Origin of the sequence: Thauera mechernichensis (assembly GCF_029588855.1) — a bacterium.
Lineage (GTDB): Bacteria > Pseudomonadota > Gammaproteobacteria > Burkholderiales > Rhodocyclaceae > Thauera > Thauera mechernichensis.
Map to the genome: position 1 here is coordinate 241840 of NZ_JARQZE010000001.1, position 18641 is coordinate 260480.

16 protein-coding genes and 1 tRNA gene are annotated in these 18641 nt (G+C 65.6%); 7 read left to right on the top strand and 10 right to left on the bottom strand.

The window, feature by feature from the left end:
- Window positions 1-65 precede the first annotated feature (65 nt).
- The 3 genes from P7F68_RS01230 to P7F68_RS01240 form a co-directional block, all read right to left on the bottom strand.
- On the bottom strand, window positions 66-1031 hold the full coding sequence (locus P7F68_RS01230; RefSeq protein WP_002924793.1) for an acetyl-CoA carboxylase carboxyltransferase subunit alpha: 966 nt from the start codon (window positions 1029-1031) through the stop codon (window positions 66-68).
- A 166-nt stretch (window positions 1032-1197) separates the two neighbouring features.
- On the bottom strand, window positions 1198-1860 hold the full coding sequence (locus P7F68_RS01235; protein ID WP_002944198.1) for a Bax inhibitor-1/YccA family protein: 663 nt from the start codon (window positions 1858-1860) through the stop codon (window positions 1198-1200).
- Between the two features lie 50 nt (window positions 1861-1910).
- Entirely contained in the window at window positions 1911-2258 is a 348-nt protein-coding gene (locus P7F68_RS01240) for an HPF/RaiA family ribosome-associated protein (protein ID WP_002924797.1), read from the bottom strand.
- Between the two features lie 153 nt (window positions 2259-2411).
- Here P7F68_RS01240 and nhaR point away from each other — a divergent pair, with 153 nt between their 5' ends.
- Entirely contained in the window at window positions 2412-3320 is a 909-nt protein-coding gene (gene nhaR, locus P7F68_RS01245) for a transcriptional activator NhaR (protein ID WP_002924799.1), read from the top strand.
- 184 nt (window positions 3321-3504) lie between these two features.
- On the opposite strand, the gene P7F68_RS01250 is transcribed toward nhaR, so the two are convergent.
- Window positions 3505-3589, bottom strand: a tRNA-Leu gene (locus P7F68_RS01250).
- 142 nt (window positions 3590-3731) lie between these two features.
- On the opposite strand from P7F68_RS01250, the gene queA reads away from it, so the two are divergent.
- From queA to secF, 5 genes are all read left to right on the top strand, one after another.
- Window positions 3732-4808 (top strand): tRNA preQ1(34) S-adenosylmethionine ribosyltransferase-isomerase QueA, encoded by a 1077-nt coding sequence (gene queA, locus P7F68_RS01255; protein WP_277830000.1) that lies wholly within the window; start codon window positions 3732-3734, stop codon window positions 4806-4808.
- Complete coding sequence (gene tgt / locus P7F68_RS01260; RefSeq protein ID WP_277830002.1) at window positions 4798-5910, top strand: tRNA guanosine(34) transglycosylase Tgt; 1113 nt, start codon at window positions 4798-4800, stop codon at window positions 5908-5910. The genes queA and tgt overlap by 11 nt, the downstream gene beginning before the upstream one ends.
- Window positions 5911-6007: 97 nt before the next feature.
- Window positions 6008-6331 carry a preprotein translocase subunit YajC gene (gene yajC, locus P7F68_RS01265; protein ID WP_002931459.1) on the top strand — a complete coding sequence of 108 codons (324 nt, stop codon included), beginning with the start codon at window positions 6008-6010 and terminating at the stop codon, window positions 6329-6331.
- Window positions 6332-6476: 145 nt separating this feature from the next.
- Window positions 6477-8330 carry a protein translocase subunit SecD gene (secD, locus tag P7F68_RS01270; RefSeq protein ID WP_002944191.1) on the top strand — a complete coding sequence of 618 codons (1854 nt, stop codon included), beginning with the start codon at window positions 6477-6479 and terminating at the stop codon, window positions 8328-8330.
- A gap of 21 nt (window positions 8331-8351) precedes the next feature.
- On the top strand, window positions 8352-9284 hold the full coding sequence (gene secF, locus P7F68_RS01275; RefSeq protein WP_002931469.1) for a protein translocase subunit SecF: 933 nt from the start codon (window positions 8352-8354) through the stop codon (window positions 9282-9284).
- A gap of 256 nt (window positions 9285-9540) precedes the next feature.
- Here the strand turns inward: secF and P7F68_RS01280 are convergent, their stop codons facing one another.
- Both P7F68_RS01280 and purB read right to left on the bottom strand, forming a co-directional pair.
- The gene (locus tag P7F68_RS01280; RefSeq protein ID WP_277830009.1) at window positions 9541-9858 is read right to left on the bottom strand and encodes a DUF2322 family protein; all 318 of its coding nucleotides are present in this window, start codon (window positions 9856-9858) and stop codon (window positions 9541-9543) included.
- A 238-nt stretch (window positions 9859-10096) separates the two neighbouring features.
- Window positions 10097-11473 carry an adenylosuccinate lyase gene (gene purB, locus P7F68_RS01285; RefSeq protein WP_277830011.1) on the bottom strand — a complete coding sequence of 459 codons (1377 nt, stop codon included), beginning with the start codon at window positions 11471-11473 and terminating at the stop codon, window positions 10097-10099.
- A 65-nt stretch (window positions 11474-11538) separates the two neighbouring features.
- Between purB and apaG the strand changes: the two genes are divergently transcribed.
- Window positions 11539-11922, top strand: a complete 384-nt coding sequence (gene apaG / locus P7F68_RS01290) for a Co2+/Mg2+ efflux protein ApaG (RefSeq protein ID WP_002932262.1) — start codon at window positions 11539-11541, stop codon at window positions 11920-11922.
- A gap of 18 nt (window positions 11923-11940) precedes the next feature.
- Here apaG and P7F68_RS01295 read toward each other — a convergent pair whose 3' ends face one another.
- The 4 genes from P7F68_RS01295 to P7F68_RS01310 form a co-directional block, all read right to left on the bottom strand.
- Window positions 11941-13929: a TonB-dependent receptor plug domain-containing protein gene (locus P7F68_RS01295; RefSeq protein WP_277830018.1), complete on the bottom strand. Its 1989-nt coding sequence runs from the start codon at window positions 13927-13929 to the stop codon at window positions 11941-11943.
- A gap of 193 nt (window positions 13930-14122) precedes the next feature.
- Window positions 14123-15421 (bottom strand): diguanylate cyclase, encoded by a 1299-nt coding sequence (locus P7F68_RS01300; protein WP_277830020.1) that lies wholly within the window; start codon window positions 15419-15421, stop codon window positions 14123-14125.
- A 5-nt stretch (window positions 15422-15426) separates the two neighbouring features.
- Window positions 15427-16413, bottom strand: a complete 987-nt coding sequence (locus P7F68_RS01305) for an ABC transporter substrate-binding protein (protein ID WP_002942800.1) — start codon at window positions 16411-16413, stop codon at window positions 15427-15429.
- Window positions 16410-18482 (bottom strand): TonB-dependent receptor plug domain-containing protein, encoded by a 2073-nt coding sequence (locus tag P7F68_RS01310; protein WP_002942798.1) that lies wholly within the window; start codon window positions 18480-18482, stop codon window positions 16410-16412. Before P7F68_RS01310 ends, P7F68_RS01305 begins: the two co-directional genes overlap by 4 nt.
- Window positions 18483-18641: the final 159 nt, after the last annotated feature.

Consider the following 18641-nt stretch of genomic DNA (forward strand, 5'->3'; position numbering starts at 1 on the left):
CCTCGGGCGGAGCTTCATGGTGGCCAGCGCTCACCCCGCGCTGGAACGCGACGACACGGCGGCGCTCAGGCCGCCTTGTCCTTGAAACGACCGTAGCTCATGAGCTTGTCGTAGCGCTGGGCCACGAGCTCCGAGGGCGTGAGCGCCTCGAGTTCGCGCAGCGCATCGCCAAGCGCACGCTTGAGTGCGGTGGCCATCGCGCGCGGATCGCGGTGCGCGCCACCAACGGGCTCATTGACGACCCGGTCGACAAGGTTCAAGGCCTTGAGTCGCGCGGCGGTGATACCCATCGTCTCGGCTGCATCAGGCGCCCTGTCGGCACTCTTCCACAGGATGGAGGCGCAGCCCTCGGGAGAAATCACCGAATAGGTCGAATACTGCAGCATCAGTACCTGATCTGCGACCGCGATCGCCAGCGCCCCACCCGAACCGCCCTCACCGATGATGGTGCTGATGATCGGCACACGCAGTTCGGCCATCAGGTAGATGCTGTGGCCGATCGCCTCGGACTGGCCGCGCTCCTCGGCACCGATGCCGGGGTAGGCGCCCGGCGTATCGACGAAGGTAAACACCGGCAGGCCGAACTTCTCGGCCAGCTTCATCAGCCGCATCGCCTTGCGGTAGCCCTCGGGACGGGGCATGCCGAAGTTGCGCGCGATCTTCTCCTTGGTGTCCCGCCCCTTCTGGTGGCCGATGACGACGCAGGACTGCCCGTTGAAACGCGCCAGGCCGCCGACGATCGCCTTGTCGTCGGCGAAGGCGCGGTCACCGTGCAACTCCTTGAAATCGGTAAAGATCAGCTCGGCGTAGTCCAGCGTATAGGGGCGCTGGGGGTGACGCGCAACCTGGGAAATCTGCCACGGCGTGAGCTTGCCATAGAGATCCTTGGTCAGCGACTGGCTCTTGGCCTCGAGGCGCCCGATCTCTTCGGAGATGTCTACAGCCGGGTCATCCTGCACGAAGCGAAGCTGGTCGATCTTCGCTTCCAGTTCGGCGATTGCCGTTTCGAAATCCAGAAAGGTGGTTTTCATCCAGCCGTTCCCAGTCAAAAAATGTCCGCCATTGTAACGCCGCCCGGACGGCGACGCGCACCGTCTTCGCTGCGCTGCCGCATTCAGGCCGCCGAACGCATCGGGGCGGCCCCGTGATGGCGGCCGCCCCGATGCCCTGCCCCGAGCGCCCGTCGGCGCCAGGGGGTCAGTCGTTGTTGGCGAAGCCCAGCAGGTGCAGCAGGCTGGTGAAGAGATTGAAGATGGAGACGAACAGCGTCACCGTGGCCATGATGTAGTTGGTCTCGCCACCATGGATGATGTTGCTGGTCTCATACAGGATCAGGCCCGACATCAGCAGCACGAAGGCCGCGGATACGGTCAGCGACAGCGCGGGGATCGAGAAGAACACCGCCCCAAGACCGGCCAGGAAGGCGACCAGGATGCCGACCATCAGGAAACCGCCCATGAAGGAGAAGTCCTTCTTGGTCGTCACCGCATACGCGGACAGGCCCAGGAAGATCGCCGCCGTGCCCGCCATCGCCTGCATCACGATACTGCTGCCGTTGGGCAGCGACAGGTAGGCCGAGATGATCGGGCCGAGGGTGAAGCCCATGAAGCCGGTCAGGGCGAACACGAACACGATGCCGAGGCTGCTGTTACGGAACTTGCTCGTCAGGAAAAGCAGGCCGAAGTAACCGACCAGGGTCAGGATCAGGCCCGGGTGGGGCAAGCCCATCGCCATCGACAAGCCCGCGGTGAGCGCCGAAAAAGCCAGCGTCAACGACAGCAGCATGTAGGTGTTGCGGATGACCTTGTTGGTCGACAGGACCGACGCTTCGGAGCGCGTCATCGTCATGCGGTTTTCCATTTCGAGCATTCCTCCAGGGGAAGTTGTTGAATTGTTTTGAACGACGCCGATCAGGCAGGTACTGCGTCAAGTTGGGGCGCCACGCTGCGCACCGGCCGCTGACTGCGCCGGACACGCTGCGCGAGCACACGCGAAACACGGTCTGCAGCCTCGTCGACGGCCGCCCGCACCTCGATCTGGGTGATGGCGAACACCACGTCCGGCAGATTGCGCAGCCGCAGTTGTACCACGCATCGTTTGTCGGTGCCGCCTCGCGGCCCATTCACATCGGCCACTTTCACACGCGCCCACTGGATGTGGTCGCGGAAACGCCCGATGGCGAACTGCATCCGTCGCGTCACATAGTCACGCAGCCCGGGAGCAGCCTCGACATTGTCGCAGTGCAGATCGATACGCATATGCAGTCTCCTTCGTTCTTGTTGCGCGATTGCCGTCGGGCACCACGCCTCGACGGATACTAACGCTCAGACTCTTCGATAAAATCCTGGTTCAACTGAATCTTTATCTGGTTTTGTCGAAGTATCTTCATCCTGTGCCCACGGGAGCCATCCATGCTCAACTACAAGCAACTACACCACTTCTGGACGGCTGCCCGTGCCGGTGGGATCGTCCGCGGCGCAGAACGTTCCGGGCTGGCGCCACAAACCGTATCCGGCCAGATCGCCGCACTCGAGACCGAACTCGGGGTCAATCTGTTCAAGCGGCAGGGCCGCAAGCTGGCGCTGACCGAGACGGGACGCATGGTGCTCGACTATGCAGAGGAGATCTTTCGCCTCGGCAGCGAGCTCGAGGAAGCACTGCGCAGCCGCTCGGCCGGGCGCGCCATGCCCTTCAGGGTGGGCGTTGCCGACGTGGTGCCGAAGGCCATCGCCTGGCTGCTGCTCGCGCCGTCGATGGATCTGGCCGAGCCGATGCGCATCGTGTGCCGGGAAGGCAAGTTCGACGCCCTCCTCGGCGAACTCGCCATCCACAAGCTCGACGTCGTCCTCGCCGACAGCCCGCTACCGCCAAGCATGGACGTACGCGGCTACAGCCACGCGCTCGGCACCTCGACCATCGGCCTGTACGCCACCCCCACACTGGCAGACGCACTGCAAGGCAGCTTCCCGGCATGCCTCGACGGCGCCCCGCTCCTGCTCCCGGGGGCCGAAGCGAGCGTGCGCACGCCGCTGCTGCGCTGGCTGGAAACCGAACGGCTAAGGCCGCGCATCGTCGGCGAATTCGACGACAGCGCCCTGATGCGTGCATTCGCGGAAGCAGGCGCCGGACTGTTCCCGAGCGCATCGCTGGTCGGCGAGCAGTTGTGTCGGCAGGCGGGCATGGTGCATCTGGGAGACGCAAGGGGTGTGACCGAAACCTATTACGCGATCTCGGTCGAACGCAGGCTGACACACCCCGCCGTGCGCGCGATCAGCGAAGGAGCCGCGCGTCATCAGCTCGGCGGCTCCACCGCGGACTGATTTGATTTTCGCTCGCAGCCCGTACAGAATCGCGGGCTTGCCAAGGCTTCCGGACGGCGTTGGCGATGGAACGGAATGAGGGAATCGTAGGAATGGCGCGCTTGTGGCCGGGTGGGCCGACAAGTGGCCGGCAGGGCATGGCCGCCGCGGATCGGGCGTCTTGAAACGCTGACGCCGATCGTCATGGTGCCGGGAGTGGGACTCGAACCCACACACCTTGCGGCGGCGGATTTTGAATCCGCTGCGTCTACCGATTCCGCCATCCCGGCCAGGGACGCGCATTATGTCCGAACAATCCTCACCCCGGCAAGCACGCTGCTGACCGGTGCATCACGCGACGACGGCAACACGGCAAGTGAAAGCCGACGACGTGGCACCAACCGCAACAGATCCTGGCTTCAAGAATCCATCATGCCCCTGACTCTCAGCGATTTCGATTACATCCTTCCCGCGGAACTGATCGCGCAAGCTCCCCTTGCAGAGCGCAGCGCCAGCCGCCTGCTTGTGCTCACCCCCGAGGCAGGCTCGGCGCCGGTGCTCGCCGACGCCTGCTTCACCGACCTGCCGGACCTCGTTCGCCCTGGCGACCTGCTCGTCTTCAACGACACCCGCGTCATCCACGCTCGCCTGCACGGGGTCAAGGACAGCGGCGGGCAGGTCGAGGTCCTGATCGAACGCGCGGTCGGCCAGCACGAAGCACTCGCGCAGGTGCGTGCAAGCAAGTCGCCCAAGACAGGCGCCCGGCTGTATCTCGCCGACGCCTTCGATGTCGAGGTACTTGGTCGTGTCGGCGAATTCTTCCACCTGCGCTTTCCCGCCGGCGAAGACCTCTTCGAATTACTCGAGCGCCATGGCAAGCTCCCCTTGCCGCCCTACATCCAGCGCGCCGCCGGCGACGCCGATGAAAGCCGCTACCAGACGGTCTATGCGCGCGACCCGGGGTCAGTCGCCGCACCCACGGCCGGACTCCATTTCGATCAGGCCTTGCTCGACCGCCTTGTCGAGCGCGGCGTGCGCTGCGCCTGGCTGACCCTGCACGTCGGCGCCGGCACCTTCCAGCCGGTTCGTGTCGACGACCTCGGCGAGCACCGTATGCACCGCGAGCGCTACGTGATCCCTCAGGAAACCGTGGACGCCATCGCCGCAACCCGCGCCGCCGGCGGACGCGTCATCGCGGTCGGCACCACCAGCATGCGCGCACTCGAGGCCGCTGCACAGGAAGGCGCCCTCGAGGCCGGCAGCGGCGAGACCGAAATCTTCATCCTGCCCGGCTTTCGCTTCCAGGTGATCGATGCGCTCATCACCAACTTCCACCTGCCCAAGTCCACCCTGATGATGCTGGTGTCGGCCTTCGCCGGCATGGACAGCATCCGCCGCGCCTACGCCCACGCCGTCGCCCAGCGCTACCGCTTCTTCAGCTACGGCGACGCGATGTTCATCACCCGCCGCAACGAAGCCGAGAACGACAAGCTCAACAATGCAATTTGAACTCCTCACCACCGACGGCGGCGCCCGCCGCGGCCGCCTTACCCTTGCCCACGGCACGGTCGAGACACCGGTCTTCATGCCCGTCGGCACTTACGGCACGGTCAAGGCGATGACGCCGGCCATGCTCGCTGACATCGGCGCGCAGATCTGCCTGGGCAACACCTTCCACCTCTGGCTGCGCCCGGGCCTGGACATCATCGCCGCGCACCAAGGCCTGCAGCGCTTCATGGCCTGGGACAAGCCCATCCTCACCGACTCGGGCGGCTTCCAGGTGTTCAGCCTGGGCGCGCTGCGCAAGATCACCGAGGAAGGGGTCAAGTTCGCCAGCCCGATCGACGGCGCAAAGCTGTTCCTGACACCCGAGATCTCGATGCAGATCCAGACCGTGCTCAACTCGGACATCGTGATGATCTTCGACGAATGCACGCCCTACCCCGCCACTCGCGACGAGGCGGCGAAGTCGATGCGCCTGTCGCAGCGCTGGGCGAAGCGCTCGCGCGACGAGTTCGACCGCCTGGGCAACACCAACGCGTTGTTCGGCATCGTCCAGGGCGGCATGTACGAAGACCTCCGCGACGAGTCGCAGGGCGCACTCGAAGACATCGGCTTTCACGGCTTCGCCATCGGTGGCCTGTCGGTGGGCGAACCCAAGGACGACATGGCGCGCATCCTCGCCCACACCGCACCGCGCCTGCCGCAGGGCAAGCCGCGCTACCTCATGGGCGTGGGCACGCCCGAGGACATCGTCGACGGCGTGATCGCCGGCATCGACATGTTCGACTGCGTGATGCCCACCCGCAACGCCCGCAACGGCTGGCTGTTCACCCGCTACGGCGACATCAAGATCAAGAACGCCGTTCACAAGGCCGACACCCGGCCGCTCGACCCCTCGTGCGATTGCTACACCTGCCGCAACTTCAGCCGCGCCTACCTGCACCATCTGCACCGCACCGGCGAGATCCTCGGCAGCATGCTCAACACGGTACACAACCTGCGCTACTACCAGACCCTGACCGCCGAGTTGCGCGATTCGATCGCTGCGGGCGAGCTGGACGCCTACGTGCGACGCTTCCGCGCCGAACGCGCCACCGGTACGCAGTGAAGGAACCACCCGCCCTGCGGAGGCATCTGATCCACCCGGGCGCTCGCCCCGCTGCTGTTATAATCGAGCGCTTTTTTGCCAATCTGGAGTTATCAACGTGCTGATTTCCAATGCCTATGCCCAAGCTGCGGGCGGCGACCCCAGCGGCGGCCTGATGGGCCTGCTGCCCCTGATCCTGATGTTCGTGGTGCTGTGGTTCCTGATGATCCGCCCGCAGATGAAGCGCGCGAAGGAACACAAGGCCATGGTCGAAGCCCTCGCCAAGGGCGACGAGGTGGTGACCGGCGGCGGCATCGCCGGGCGCGTGACCGAAGTCGGCGACAGCTTCGTGCAGCTCGAGATCGCCAACAACACCGTGGTCGCCGTGCAGAAGCAGGCCGTCGCCACCGTGCTGCCCAAGGGCACGCTGAAGTCGCTGTAAGCCTTGCACGCGCCGGCCGGCACCCAGCCCGCCGGCGCGTTTCGCATCACCCCACCCGCTGCACGATGTGCAGCCCGCTTCGCGGCCCCGCCGGTGCCCCGCACCGCGAACAACCGCAACGCCCCCCACACCTCTCCCGACGACGATGAACCGCTACCCCCTCTGGAAGAACGCCCTGATCGTCCTCGTGCTGCTCTGGGGCCTGCTCTACACCCTGCCCAACTTCTATGGTGAAGTTCCGGCGGTGCAGGTCTCGAGCGCCAAGGCCACGCTCAAGCTCGACCCGGCAAGCACCACCGACCGCCTCAACAGCGCCCTGCGCGAGGCCGGTCTGGCCCACACCGGGATCTTCTCGGACGCCACCAGCGTGCGTGCCCGCTTTGCCGACACCGAGCAGCAGCTGCGCGCCAAGGACGTGATCGAGCAGGTCTTCAACCCCGACCCGGCCGACCCCGCCTATGTCGTCGCGCTCAACCTGCTGTCGGCCTCGCCCAACTGGCTGACCTCGATCAAGGCCCTGCCGATGTACCTCGGCCTCGACCTGCGCGGCGGGGTGCACTTCCTGCTCGAGGTGGACATGCCGGGTGCGCTCGTCAAGCGCCTGGACTCGACCACGGGCGACCTGCGCACCCTGATGCGCGACAAGAGCGTGCGCCACGCCGGCATCACCCGCGAGGGCAACACCGTCGTCATCCGTTTCCGTGACGCCGAACAGCGCGAGGCGGGCCGCCGCGCCATCCAGGACGCCACCAACGACCTGCAGCTCGCCGACCGCGACGACGCCGCCGACGACCTCAAGCTCGTCGCCACGCTGACCGCGCAGGCGCAGCAGACGATGCGCGACTTCGCCATCAAGCAGAACATCACCACCCTGCACAACCGCATCAACGAGCTCGGCGTCGCCGAGCCAGTGATCCAGCAACAGGGCGCCGAGCGCATCGTGGTACAGCTGCCCGGCGTGCAGGACGTGGCCAAGGCCAAGGACATCCTCGGCCGCACCGCCACGCTCGAGGTGCGCATGGTCGATGACACCCCGGGCGCCGTCGAGCAGGCCCTGGCGGGCAACGTGCCCTTCGGCACCGAACTCTACACCGAGCGCGGCGGCGCCCCGCTGCTGGTCAGCCGCCAGGTGGTGCTGACCGGCGACCGCCTCACCGACGCCCAGCCCGGCTTCGACGGCCAGACCAACGAGCCTGCGGTGCACCTGACGCTGGACGCCGCTGGCGCCCGCATCTTCCGCGACGTCACGCGCGAGAGCGTCGGCAAGCGCATGGCCATCCTGCTGTTCGAGAAGGGCAAGGGCGAGGTCGTCACTGCGCCGGTGATCCGCAGCGAGATCGGCGGAGGGCGCGTACAGATCTCGGGCCGCATGACCACGGCCGAAGCCAACGACGTCGCCCTGCTGCTGCGCGCCGGCAGTCTGGCAGCGCCGATGGAGATCATCGAGGAGCGCACCGTCGGCCCCAGCCTGGGCGCCGAGAACATCACCAAGGGCTCCAACTCGGTGATCTGGGGCTTCCTCGCCATCGCCGTGTTCATGATCGCGTACTACACCCTGTTCGGCCTGGTGTCGGTAATCGCGCTCACCTTCAACCTCGTGCTGCTGATCGCGCTGCTGTCGCTGCTTCAGGCTACGCTGACCCTGCCCGGCATCGCCGCCATGGCGCTGACCCTGGGCATGGCGATCGACGCCAACGTGCTGATCAACGAACGCATCCGCGAGGAACTGCGCAACGGTGCCAGCCCGCAAGCGGCGATCTCGGCCGGCTACGACCGCGCCTTCGACACCATCCTGGACGCCAACATCACCACCCTGATCGCAGGTATCGCACTGCTGGTGTTCGGCTCCGGCCCGGTGCGCGGCTTCGCCGTGGTGCACTGCCTGGGCATCCTGACCTCGATGTTCAGCGCCATCCTGGTGTCGCGCATGATCATCAACTTCATCTACGGCCGCCAGCGCAAGATCGCCAAGCTGCATCTGGGCCAGTCGGCGAACTAAGGGACAAGGGCAGACAAGACCATGGAATTCTTCCGTCAGCGAACCGACATCCCCTTCATGCGCCATGCGCTGAAGTTCAACCTTTTCTCCAGCCTCGCCTTCGTGCTCGCGGTGTTCTTCATCGTGCTGCGCGGGCTCAACCTGTCGGTGGAATTTACCGGCGGCACGCTGATCGAGGTCGGCTACGCCGAGCCGCCGCGCATCGAGGACATCCGCCAGGCGCTCGCGCGCGACGGCTACCCCGATGCGCAGGTGCAGAACTTCGGCAGTGCGCGCGAGATCCTGATCCGCATGCCCAACCGCGAGGACCTCGACACCAGCCGCATCTCCGAGCGGGTCATGGCCACGCTGCAAGCCACCGAAGGCCCCCAGCCCGAACTGCGCCGGGTGGAGTTCGTCGGCCCGCAGGTCGGCAAGGAACTGGCCACCGATGGCGCAATGGCGCTGCTGCTGGTGATCATCGGCATCGTGATCTACCTGGCGATGCGCTTCGAGTGGCGCTTCGCCGTGTCCGCGATCATCGCCAACCTTCACGACGTGATCATCATCGTCGGCTTCTTCGCCTTCTTCCAGTGGGAGTTCTCGCTGCCGGTGCTGGCAGCGGTGCTGGCGGTGCTGGGCTATTCGGTAAACGAATCGGTGGTGGTGTTCGACCGCGTGCGCGAGACCTTCAAGAAGAAGCGTGCCATGGACACGCCGGCGGTGCTGGACCATGCGATCACGGCGATGATCTCGCGCACCGTGATCACCCACGGCAGTACCTTGATGATGGTGGTGTCGATGCTGATCTTCGGCGGCGAGACGCTGTATTACTTCGCGCTGGCGCTGACCATCGGCATCTGCTTCGGCATCTATTCGTCGATCTTCGTCGCCAGCCCGCTGGTGATGTGGCTGGGGGTGTCGCGCGAGCAGTTCATCAAGCCGAAGAAGGAAAAGGAAGAGGCGGTGGTCTGAGCCCACGGTCTTCCGGATACGAGAAAGGCGCCTGCGGGCGCCTTTCTCGTATCCGGAAGACCGCGTGGGAGCGGCGCCAGCCGCGAGGGGTTGAAGGCGAAATGCGTTGGGCGGGTGCGATGAAAGACTCGCGGCGGGCGCCGCTCCTACAGCAAGGGCTACCGCGGCGCCCCCCGCGGCCGCGAGCTTGAACAAGATCGGCCGCCTGGATCGCCACAAGCAGAGCGCTTCGCGTGCCGACTTGTAACCCCAGCCCTCAAACTGCAAAAACCTGCTTGACCGTGAGCGTCTCGCCGCGCTCGATGAGACCGATCAGGCGGTCGATGTTGGGGTGCTTGCCTGGGTGGATGCGGGCGTCTTCAGTGTGCTCGGCGTAGAGCTCCAGTCCTTTCCTGGCCGCTTCCGGGCTGATCGCGCCGTAGAGCTGGGCGAGGTGGTTGTACACCACCAGCGAGCCGGCCTGACCGGGCTTGTTCTCGATGGTGGCGACGACCGCAGCAGCGGTATCGATGAGGTTGAGCGCGGCGAGGTGAGAAATGCCGGGCAGTGTTTTCAGGTTGTCGGCGAAAGCCATTCAGTGTTCCTTCCTTTGTGAGGGCGCTCAATGCAGGGGCCTGGCCGCAGGCACGGTGAGCAAGGTGTTGTGGGAGCGGCGCCAGCCACGAGCTTTCTGCAGTCTCGCAGCATCGCCTTCAACCCCTCGCGGCTAGCGCCGCTCCCACGGGGGCTGGTGCGCGCGGTGCGTTGCTGTTGGAGCGGCGCCTGCCGCGAGCTTTTGCAGGCGCTACGCCCACGTCACGCAAGGGGGGTTCTCAGATGCGCCGCGCCAGCTCCGCGGCCTTGCCGACGTAGCTCGCCGGCGTCATTGCCAGCAGGTGCTCGCGCGCCTCGGCGGGGATGGCCAGCGTGCGAACGAAGTCCTGCAGCGCCTCGCGGGTGATGCCCTTGCCGCGGGTCATGGCCTTGAGTTGCTCGTAGGGGTTCTCGATGCCGTAGCGGCGCATCACCGTCTGCACCGGCTCGGCGAGCACCTCCCAGCACTCGTCCAGGTCGGCCGCCAGGCGCGCCGGGTCGGCCTCGAGCTTGCCCAGGCCGCGCAGGCAGCTGTCGAGCGCGAGAACGGTGTGGCCGAAACCCACGCCCATGTTGCGCAGCACGGTGGAATCGGTGAGGTCGCGCTGCATGCGCGAGATCGGCAACTTCTCGGAGAAGTGCTTGAGCACCGCATTGGCGAGACCGAAGTTGCCCTCGGCGTTCTCGAAGTCGATCGGGTTGACCTTGTGCGGCATGGTCGAGGAGCCGACCTCGCCTTCCTTGAGCTTCTGCTTGAAGTAGCCGAGCGAGATGTACATCCAGATGTCGCGGCAGGCATCGATCAGTATGGTGTTGCTACGGGCGATGGCGTCGAAGAGTTCGGCCATCGCGTCGTGCGGCTCGATCTGGATGGTGTACTCGTTGAATGTCAGCCCCAGGGACTCGATGAAGCGGCGGTTGAAGCCTTCCCAGTCGAACTCGGGCCAGGCCGACAGGTGGGCGTTGTAGTTACCGACCGCACCGTTGAACTTGGCAGTCATCGCGACGCCGGCAATCGCGGCGCGGACGCGCATCAGGCGCGCGGCGATATTCGCCATCTCCTTGCCGAGCGTGGTCGGGCTGGCAGGTTGGCCATGGGTGCGCGACAGCATCGGGAGGTCGGCCAGGGCATGGGCGAGCTCGCGGAAACGGGCGATTACGGCATCGAGCGCGGGCAGCAGCACACGGTCGCGGCCTTCGGCCAGCATCAGCGCATGCGAGGTGTTGTTGATGTCCTCGGAGGTACACGCAAAGTGGATGAACTCCGACACCTTCATCACCTCGGCGTTATGTCCCAGGCGCTTCTTGAGCCAGTACTCCATGGCCTTGACGTCATGGTTGGTGGTGGCCTCGATCGCCTTCACCGCTTCGCCGTCAGCGGTCGAGAAGTCTGCGACCACGGCGTCGAGCTCAGCCACGGTTGCCACCGAGAAGGGCGCGATCTCCGCCAGCGCGGCATCGGCTGCAAGCGCCTTGAGCCACTCAACCTCGACCTTGACGCGGTTGCGGATGAGACCGTGTTCGGAGAAATGGTCGCGCAGCCCGGCCACCTTGCCGTGGTAACGGCCATCGAGCGGGGACAGAGCGGTGAGCGGGGACGGCGAGGCATTCGACATGACGGAGCTTCCGGACAAAAGTGCTATTTTAACGCCTCCCCCTTCCCAGAAGAGAACAAACCACCGTGAGCACGCCGGAGCGCTACAAGATCGAGGTGACTGCCGTTGCCGAGTACGTCACCGCACAGTCCCGCCCCGAGGACGACCACTTCGTCTTCGCCTACCACGTCACCATCCGCAACCTTGGCACCGTGCCGGCACAGCTGCTTGCCCGCCACTGGGTCATCACCGATGGCAACGGCAAGGTGCAGGAGGTTCATGGCCAGGGCGTGATCGGCGAACAACCCTTGCTCGCACCTGGGGAGCATTTCGAGTACACCAGCGGCTGCGTACTGGAAACCCCGGTCGGCACCATGCACGGGCGCTATCAGATGCTTGCCGAGGACGAGCACCGCTTCGAGGCTGAAATTCCGCCATTCATGCTGGCCATGCCACGCGCCCTGCACTGAGACCGCGCCGGGCGCGGCTCAGAAGTCCAGGCGCAGGGATACCCAGTGGCGCCGGTCGACGATGCGCTGCATGCGTTCCTCGGCATGCGCACCGTTGAGGGACTGCACCGTATAGGCGATCTCGCCGCCGCGGGCGAAACCTGAAAACGGGTAGGACAGGCGCAGGTCGGTACGCTGATAGCTGTCGGTGTCGGTATTGCGGGTCCACTTGATGTCGTGCACCCAGTAGCGCGCCACCGCCAGGCTCACCCCCATCGGAAGGCGCTGCATCCACAGCAGCGAGGTAGCCCGTCGCGGCGCGGAGCGCTCGGAGAGGGCGAAATAGCGCTCGGCGCCAGATCCGAACAAGTGGCTGCCGGCAGCTGCATGCAGTGTTCTGCCGAGCGTGCTGAAGTCGGCATCGATGTCGATGTGGGCATGCCCCACAACAATCCGTGTCGCATCTACGGGCTGCCACTTCCACTGCAGCTCCTGGCCCCTGATCTTCAGCTCATGCACGGCCTGCGCCGTCAGCGGCCCCCCCGCCACCGTACGGATGCGGTGGATACGATCCGACACGCGCTCGTGGAAGACACGCAGGTCCAGGCTCATGCGCACAGCGCGCCAATCGCCGAGGTAGCCCAGTTCCCAGCTGTCCAGCCCCTCGGCTGGCAAGCCCGGGGTACCCGCCCATTCGATACTCCCGTTGCTGGCAAGCTGGCTGGCCTTATGGTCCAGCGTCCCCGGCGTGCGCCAGGCCCTGGCATAACCAACGCGAACGGTGTTCTGCTCGTCGATATGGAAGCTTGCACTCGCGCGTGGCGCCACATGCGCACCGGCCAGCGAGTCGTACTCGTGCGACAGGCCAAGGTTGCCGGTGAACCAACCCAACGGTTTCCACTCCAGGTTGGCGAACAGACGCCCGACATCGCGGCTGACACGACCAACTCCATGCAGCATGGTCGCCGACTCGAGCGTGTCACGGCGCCAACTCCCCCCCCAGGCCATGCGTAACGAATCCACGGGGAGGAAGGTATGGAGCGCCTCGAATTCATGGCTGACGCCGCGGCCACCGTTGGGGTTGATACGCCCCAACTCCGGCCGGCCCGCAACATCGAAGCCAGCGTCGAGCCGATCGACATGATGGGTGTAGCGTAAGGATAGATCGGCGGACTCTGACAGCGCGTGCAGCCAGCGCGCCTGCACCCAGGTCGATGACTGATCCGCACGCCGCAGCGGGTCGGAGGCTCGGGGGCCGATCGCAGTGCCGTCTGCAGCGATGCTGAGCCGCCCGACAAGCTGGCGCGCCTCGACGCGACCGATCTGCAACTCGAGCAAGCTGCGTGCATCGAGCTGCAGATCAGCCCGGAAATCGAACAGCCTGCTGCGGTTGCTGTCGCGCCAGTCACGATCGGCTGGCAGCACGTCGCGATGGTCCAGTCCATCGTCGGCACGCTCCTGAACGCTCAGCCTGAAGGCGCCGCCTTCACCCAGACCGCCGCCGCCCCGCACGCTGTAATCACGCACGCCGCCGCTACCCCGCTGTGTGCTGACCGAGAGCCCCTGGGCAAAAGCAGGCTCGACCGTAACGATGTTGATGACCCCCAGGAAGGCATTGGTGCCGTAAGAGACGGTATTGGAGCCCCGCACCACCTCGATGCGCTCGATGTCCTCGAGCGCCACTGGAACCAGCTCCCAGTTCATACCGCCGCGAAAGAGCGGCGAATGCAAAGAACGGCCATCCACCAGCACCTGCACGCGGGGCGAGTAGTCCGTGTCGTCGGTAATGCCGTGGTAATTGACCCGCGCCGGCTTGTCGCTGGGCGTGAAGGTCTGGAAGCCGGGCACCAGGCGAAACACCTCATGCAGAGAACGTGCACCCGAGGCACGGATCATCGCGCGATCGATCACCGTTACCGCGCCAGGGGCGTCCTCCAGGCGCTGCGGCAAGCGGCTGACCGAGGCCACGATCGGAAGTGCGCTGAAGAACACGCCGTCATCCGCAGTGCCGACCAAGGGTGTCGCCATTCCTGCCGCCAGCAGCAGGCTCCACGCGCGCCGGACCACGCGAGCGCTTTGGGAGAAACGTCGGCCGCACACGGCGTGGCCGCACATGGCCATGCCCAGGGTCCCGATCTTGGATCGACCAATATGCTTCATGTCGTCTCCCCCAATGTACTCCCCCGCACTGCTCCGGCAAGCACGCACATGCAGAACGCGCTCAGTCCGAAGAGCGCTGGTACTCGATGACACGGCTACGGCCGGCATGCTTTGCCTCGTAGCACGCCTGGTCGGCTGCCTGCATCACCGCGGATACGTCATTGATCATGCCTTCCATACGCGCCATGCCGATGCTCGCCCCCACCTTGAAGCTCCGCCCCGCACACACGAACTCGTAGGCGGCGACCGCATCGCACAACGCAGTTGCGATATGGTGGGCATCCTCACGACCGCAACCGCGCAAAATCACCGCGAACTCGTCGCCACCGATGCGGAACACATGATCCTGCGCACGCAGGCGCGCACGCAACAAGCCAGCCAGCTCCCTCAGCAGGCGGTCTCCGGCCGCATGGCCGCAAGTATCATTGACCGGCTTGAAGCGATCGAGATCGATATACAGCAGCGTCACTACATCGCCTGCGCGCCTGTGAATCGACACCGCCTGCTCGATCGATTCCTCGAAAGCGCGCCGGTTGGGCAGTCCGGTGAGCGGGTCATGGCGTGCCTGGTGTGCCAACTGGGCCGTCGCTTCCTCGATGCGTGCCTGCAGCGTCTGCTGGCTGTGCGCAATCGAATCCGCCATGGCGTTGAAGCCGGCCTCGAGCGCCCTCAGCTCCTCGCTCGTCGACTGCGCCGACACGCGCACATCGAGATCACCCGACGCCATCCGGCGAACAGCCTTGACGAGGGCCGCCACCGGCAGGCCGACCGAGCGTGCCAGACGCCACGCCATAGCCAACGCCCCCACGAGCACCACCAGAACGGCCGCGACGACAACCAACAGCAGGCGCCGCTTGGCCCCTTCACGTGCCGTGACATCCAGATCAACCTGCACCCAGCCAAGCCGCTCCGTCCGCAACACCTGCTGCGGCGTCGAATAGTCATCCACCTGCGGCGCCAGGCTCAGTACCGCGGTGGCGAACTGCAGCCGCCCGCCACGAGCTTCGACCACCACCTCGTCGGCCTCGACCATGCGCGCCGCCGACGGCAAGCCGACCAGCCCCTGACCGGCCACTCCAAGCAACTCGCCGTCAGCGTCGTAGAAGGCAACCGCAGCGACCTCCGCCTGTGCAAGCGCGCGTGCCATCAGGCTGTCGAGGGCCACCGGATTGCCCGACACGAGGACGTACTCGGCGGCAGGCCCGAGAAAACTCACGATCGCCCGCCCCCGTGCCAGGCTGGCCTCGTCGAGCTCGCGATGGCTCTGGTGGACAAACAGGCTGCCAAGTACCACGACGAAGGCCAGGCTGGGCACGAACAGGATCAGGGCCATCCTGACGCCGAGCGAAATCTTGCGCATCCAGCTCATCGCCGCGCCCCTCCCCCGGCAATGCGCTCACGCAGGATCTGTTCGTCGGGCACGGTGATGCCAAGCGCCTTGGCCACCGTCCGATTCACCTCCACCTCGAAGCGCTCAGGGTGGTGAATCCCGCCCAGCCCCTCGGCAGAGTGCAGGCCGGCATTGAGCAGGTCGGCGAGGTCGTAGGCGATATGCTCCGGTGAGCTGAACACCGCCGCAAGCGCGCCCGCGCTGACGTAGGCCGACGAGAAAGCGAACACCGGACGGCGGTGGCGATAACTGGTAAGCAGGATGGCACGTGCCGCCGCCGGGCTGGACACCAGGCTGTCCGGCAAGGGCAGCAGTGCGGCGTTACGCTCCAGCAGGACCTGCAGCGCGCCGACAAGCTCGGTCGAATCGGCGATACCCACGATATCGAGGGCGAGTTGTTGAGCGGTCGCGGCCTGATTGATCATCGGCTCCACGAAACGGCTGTCGGGCCCAAGCAGGACGCCAAGCTGCGACGCCTGAGGCAGGATCGCGCGCACCAGGGCGAGGTGTCGCGCCACCGGCTGGTCGAGCACGATCGCGCCCAGGCTGCGCTGCGGAAACTCGCGCCTGAAGCGTTCGACGTCGCGCTGACCGACGAGGACGGCAAACACCGGTCGGTCGGACTGTCGCAAGGCCGCCTCCACCGCCTGCCGGCCCGCTGCGATCACGACATCCGTGCGCTCGAGCACGCCGTCTCGCGCCACCTCATCGAGCGCGGTGACCTCACGCACGCGATGCACGCCCGGCTTGGTCGCCTTGCGCAGCGTCTCGACGAACTGCTGCGCAGGCCCCTTGTCCCCCGGCGCCAGCAGCACCAGATCGAGCGCATGCGCCATCGGGGACAGCATCAGCAGCACGCAGGCGAACATGCGGACGAAGGCGCAGCGGACAGCATCGGCCGTCCTCGCGTGTTGCCGGCGACGGCCCGGCAGCGGCGGCGCCCGATCGTCCTCGGTGTTCACCAACCAAGCCTCAGGGTGGCAAACAGGAACGGCTGATGGCGGTACTTGCCGTTGTGGAAATCGGGGTACTTCCCGGTCGCGCTGAGGGCAGTCACGGAGAACTCGCTCTCGCTACCGGGGGCACCGAAACGGCGTGCGAGCTTGAGGTCGAAACGGTCGCCACGCGGAATGTAATCGCCACCGTTCATCCAGTAGTACTCACCGTTGCGGTAGTACCCGATGCTGGCCCGCCAGCGGTCGGGCAGATCCTTGATGAGCAGCACCGAGGTCGTCGCATGCGGCGCACTATCCGGGATGTCCCGATCGGTATAAGGCTCGCCCTTGTCGATGCGGACGAAGGCCTGGGAGAGCACGATCCGCCCCCAGCCCGCACGACGCCAGTCCACCGTGAACTCGGCGCCGGTCATGCGGAAATCGTTGCCATTGAAAAAGTAGAAGGCCTTCTGTCCGGGGACAATGGGCTGGAAATCCGGTCCTTCAGCTCCTGCACAGGTCTCGGCACGCCAGAACTCGCGATACTCGGCCGGCAATTCGTCGAAATCGAAACCATCGATGAAGGTCCTGCAGCTGCGGTCATCGATGAAACGCTCGTGATACTCGCGGAACACCCGCGTATCGAGCGTGATCCCCAGAGGCGCATACTGCGCGACGTAGCCCAGATCGATGAAGCGCATGCGCTCGCTCTGCAACGAGCCCTGCGCGCGATACAGGATGCGGCGGATCACATCGCCTTCACGGTAGGTCTGGAAGGCGCGCGACTCCATCAGGCTGGGGGCACGGTAGGCCCTCCCCGCGGAAAGCCTGAGCGCAGAGAAATCGTCGAGTGCATAGTTGGCCGCGAAACGGGGCGAGAACAGGCGACCACTGTAGTCGTGATGCTCGAGCGTCCCTCCCAGATTGATCCGCAGGGCTGCGAGCGGCTGCCACTCCAGGTTTCCGAAGAGCTGCCCGTGCGTGGCGTCGAGCCAATCTCGCCTGCCCAGCAGGCTGAAGGAACGCGCGCGCTCGGCACGCACGCCGAGCCCGAGCATGCCGCTGAGCGAAGACGACAGCCGCGTGCTGTACTGGAGTTCGACATCATCGCGGCGAACCTCGCTGTCACGGTCGGCATCGAAGCGATAGGAAACACCGTCGTACACGAACGGCCCAACCGTCCACCGACCCTGCTCGCGCTCGCTCTGATGGTAGTACTGCAGACTCAACGAGCGCTCGGCGTCGAGCTGCCGTACCCAGCCTGCCTGCAGATACAGCGAACGGTCGCGCTCGACATGCGAGGGGAAGTCGACGTAATCGGGACTGCCGCGCCAACTGGGCCCCTCGCTCACGCCGAACTGCAAGGCCAGTTGATCGCGACCCGTGGCATGCAGGGTCGCACTGAAGTTGGCAACCGTCCGGGTGATCTTCTCGGCATCGTGCCAGCGCTGGAACCCAGGGCGGCTCTCCAGATGCGGCTCGAAGTTCACCGCCGAGCGGCGCGAAGCCGACAACCGCCAGTCCAGCACGCCGGCACCGTTGCCGTTGATGCGAACGCCGTAGTCGTGGAATCCGTCCTTGCCGGCACGCAGGATGACCGCCTTGCCCACCTCGGTTGCCGGCGAACGGCTGATGATATTGATCACGCCCTGGAAGGCGTTGACGCCATAGGCAGCGCCGTTGGGGCCACGCACCACCTCCAGGCGCTCGATGTCATCGACCCGCAGGGGCAATCCGTCCCACTTGGTGTCACCCCACAAGGGGCTGTTGATCGTGCGGCCATCGATCATCACCTTGACGCGGCGATCGTAGGCGTCGCCCAGACCATGGCTGGCCACCGTAGGCGAGCCACTCGCCACATCGGCGACCAGAAAGCCCGGCACCAGGCGCAACAGGTCATGAATACGCGTGAAGCCCGAAGCCTCGATCATCTCGCGATCGATCACCGTGACCGCGGCTGGCGCATCGAGCGGCGACTGCGCAAGCCGCGTAGCCGTCAGGACAAGCGGAATATCGTCGAAGAAAGGGTCACTGCTGGCCTGAACGGCGAGGGGCAGCGCCACGGCGAGCGCAGCCAGTACGCGTACGGCGTTCACACCTACTTCACCCGGTAACCTATACGCCCGCATGCAGGTCCTCACAGCACATATTGCTTCAGCGTCCAGGCCACATCGCCGAACGCCAAGGACCCGATTGTGCCCCGATGTCCTGCCCGACCGCTACGCCTTGCGCCACTGCGAGTGACACAGGTCACG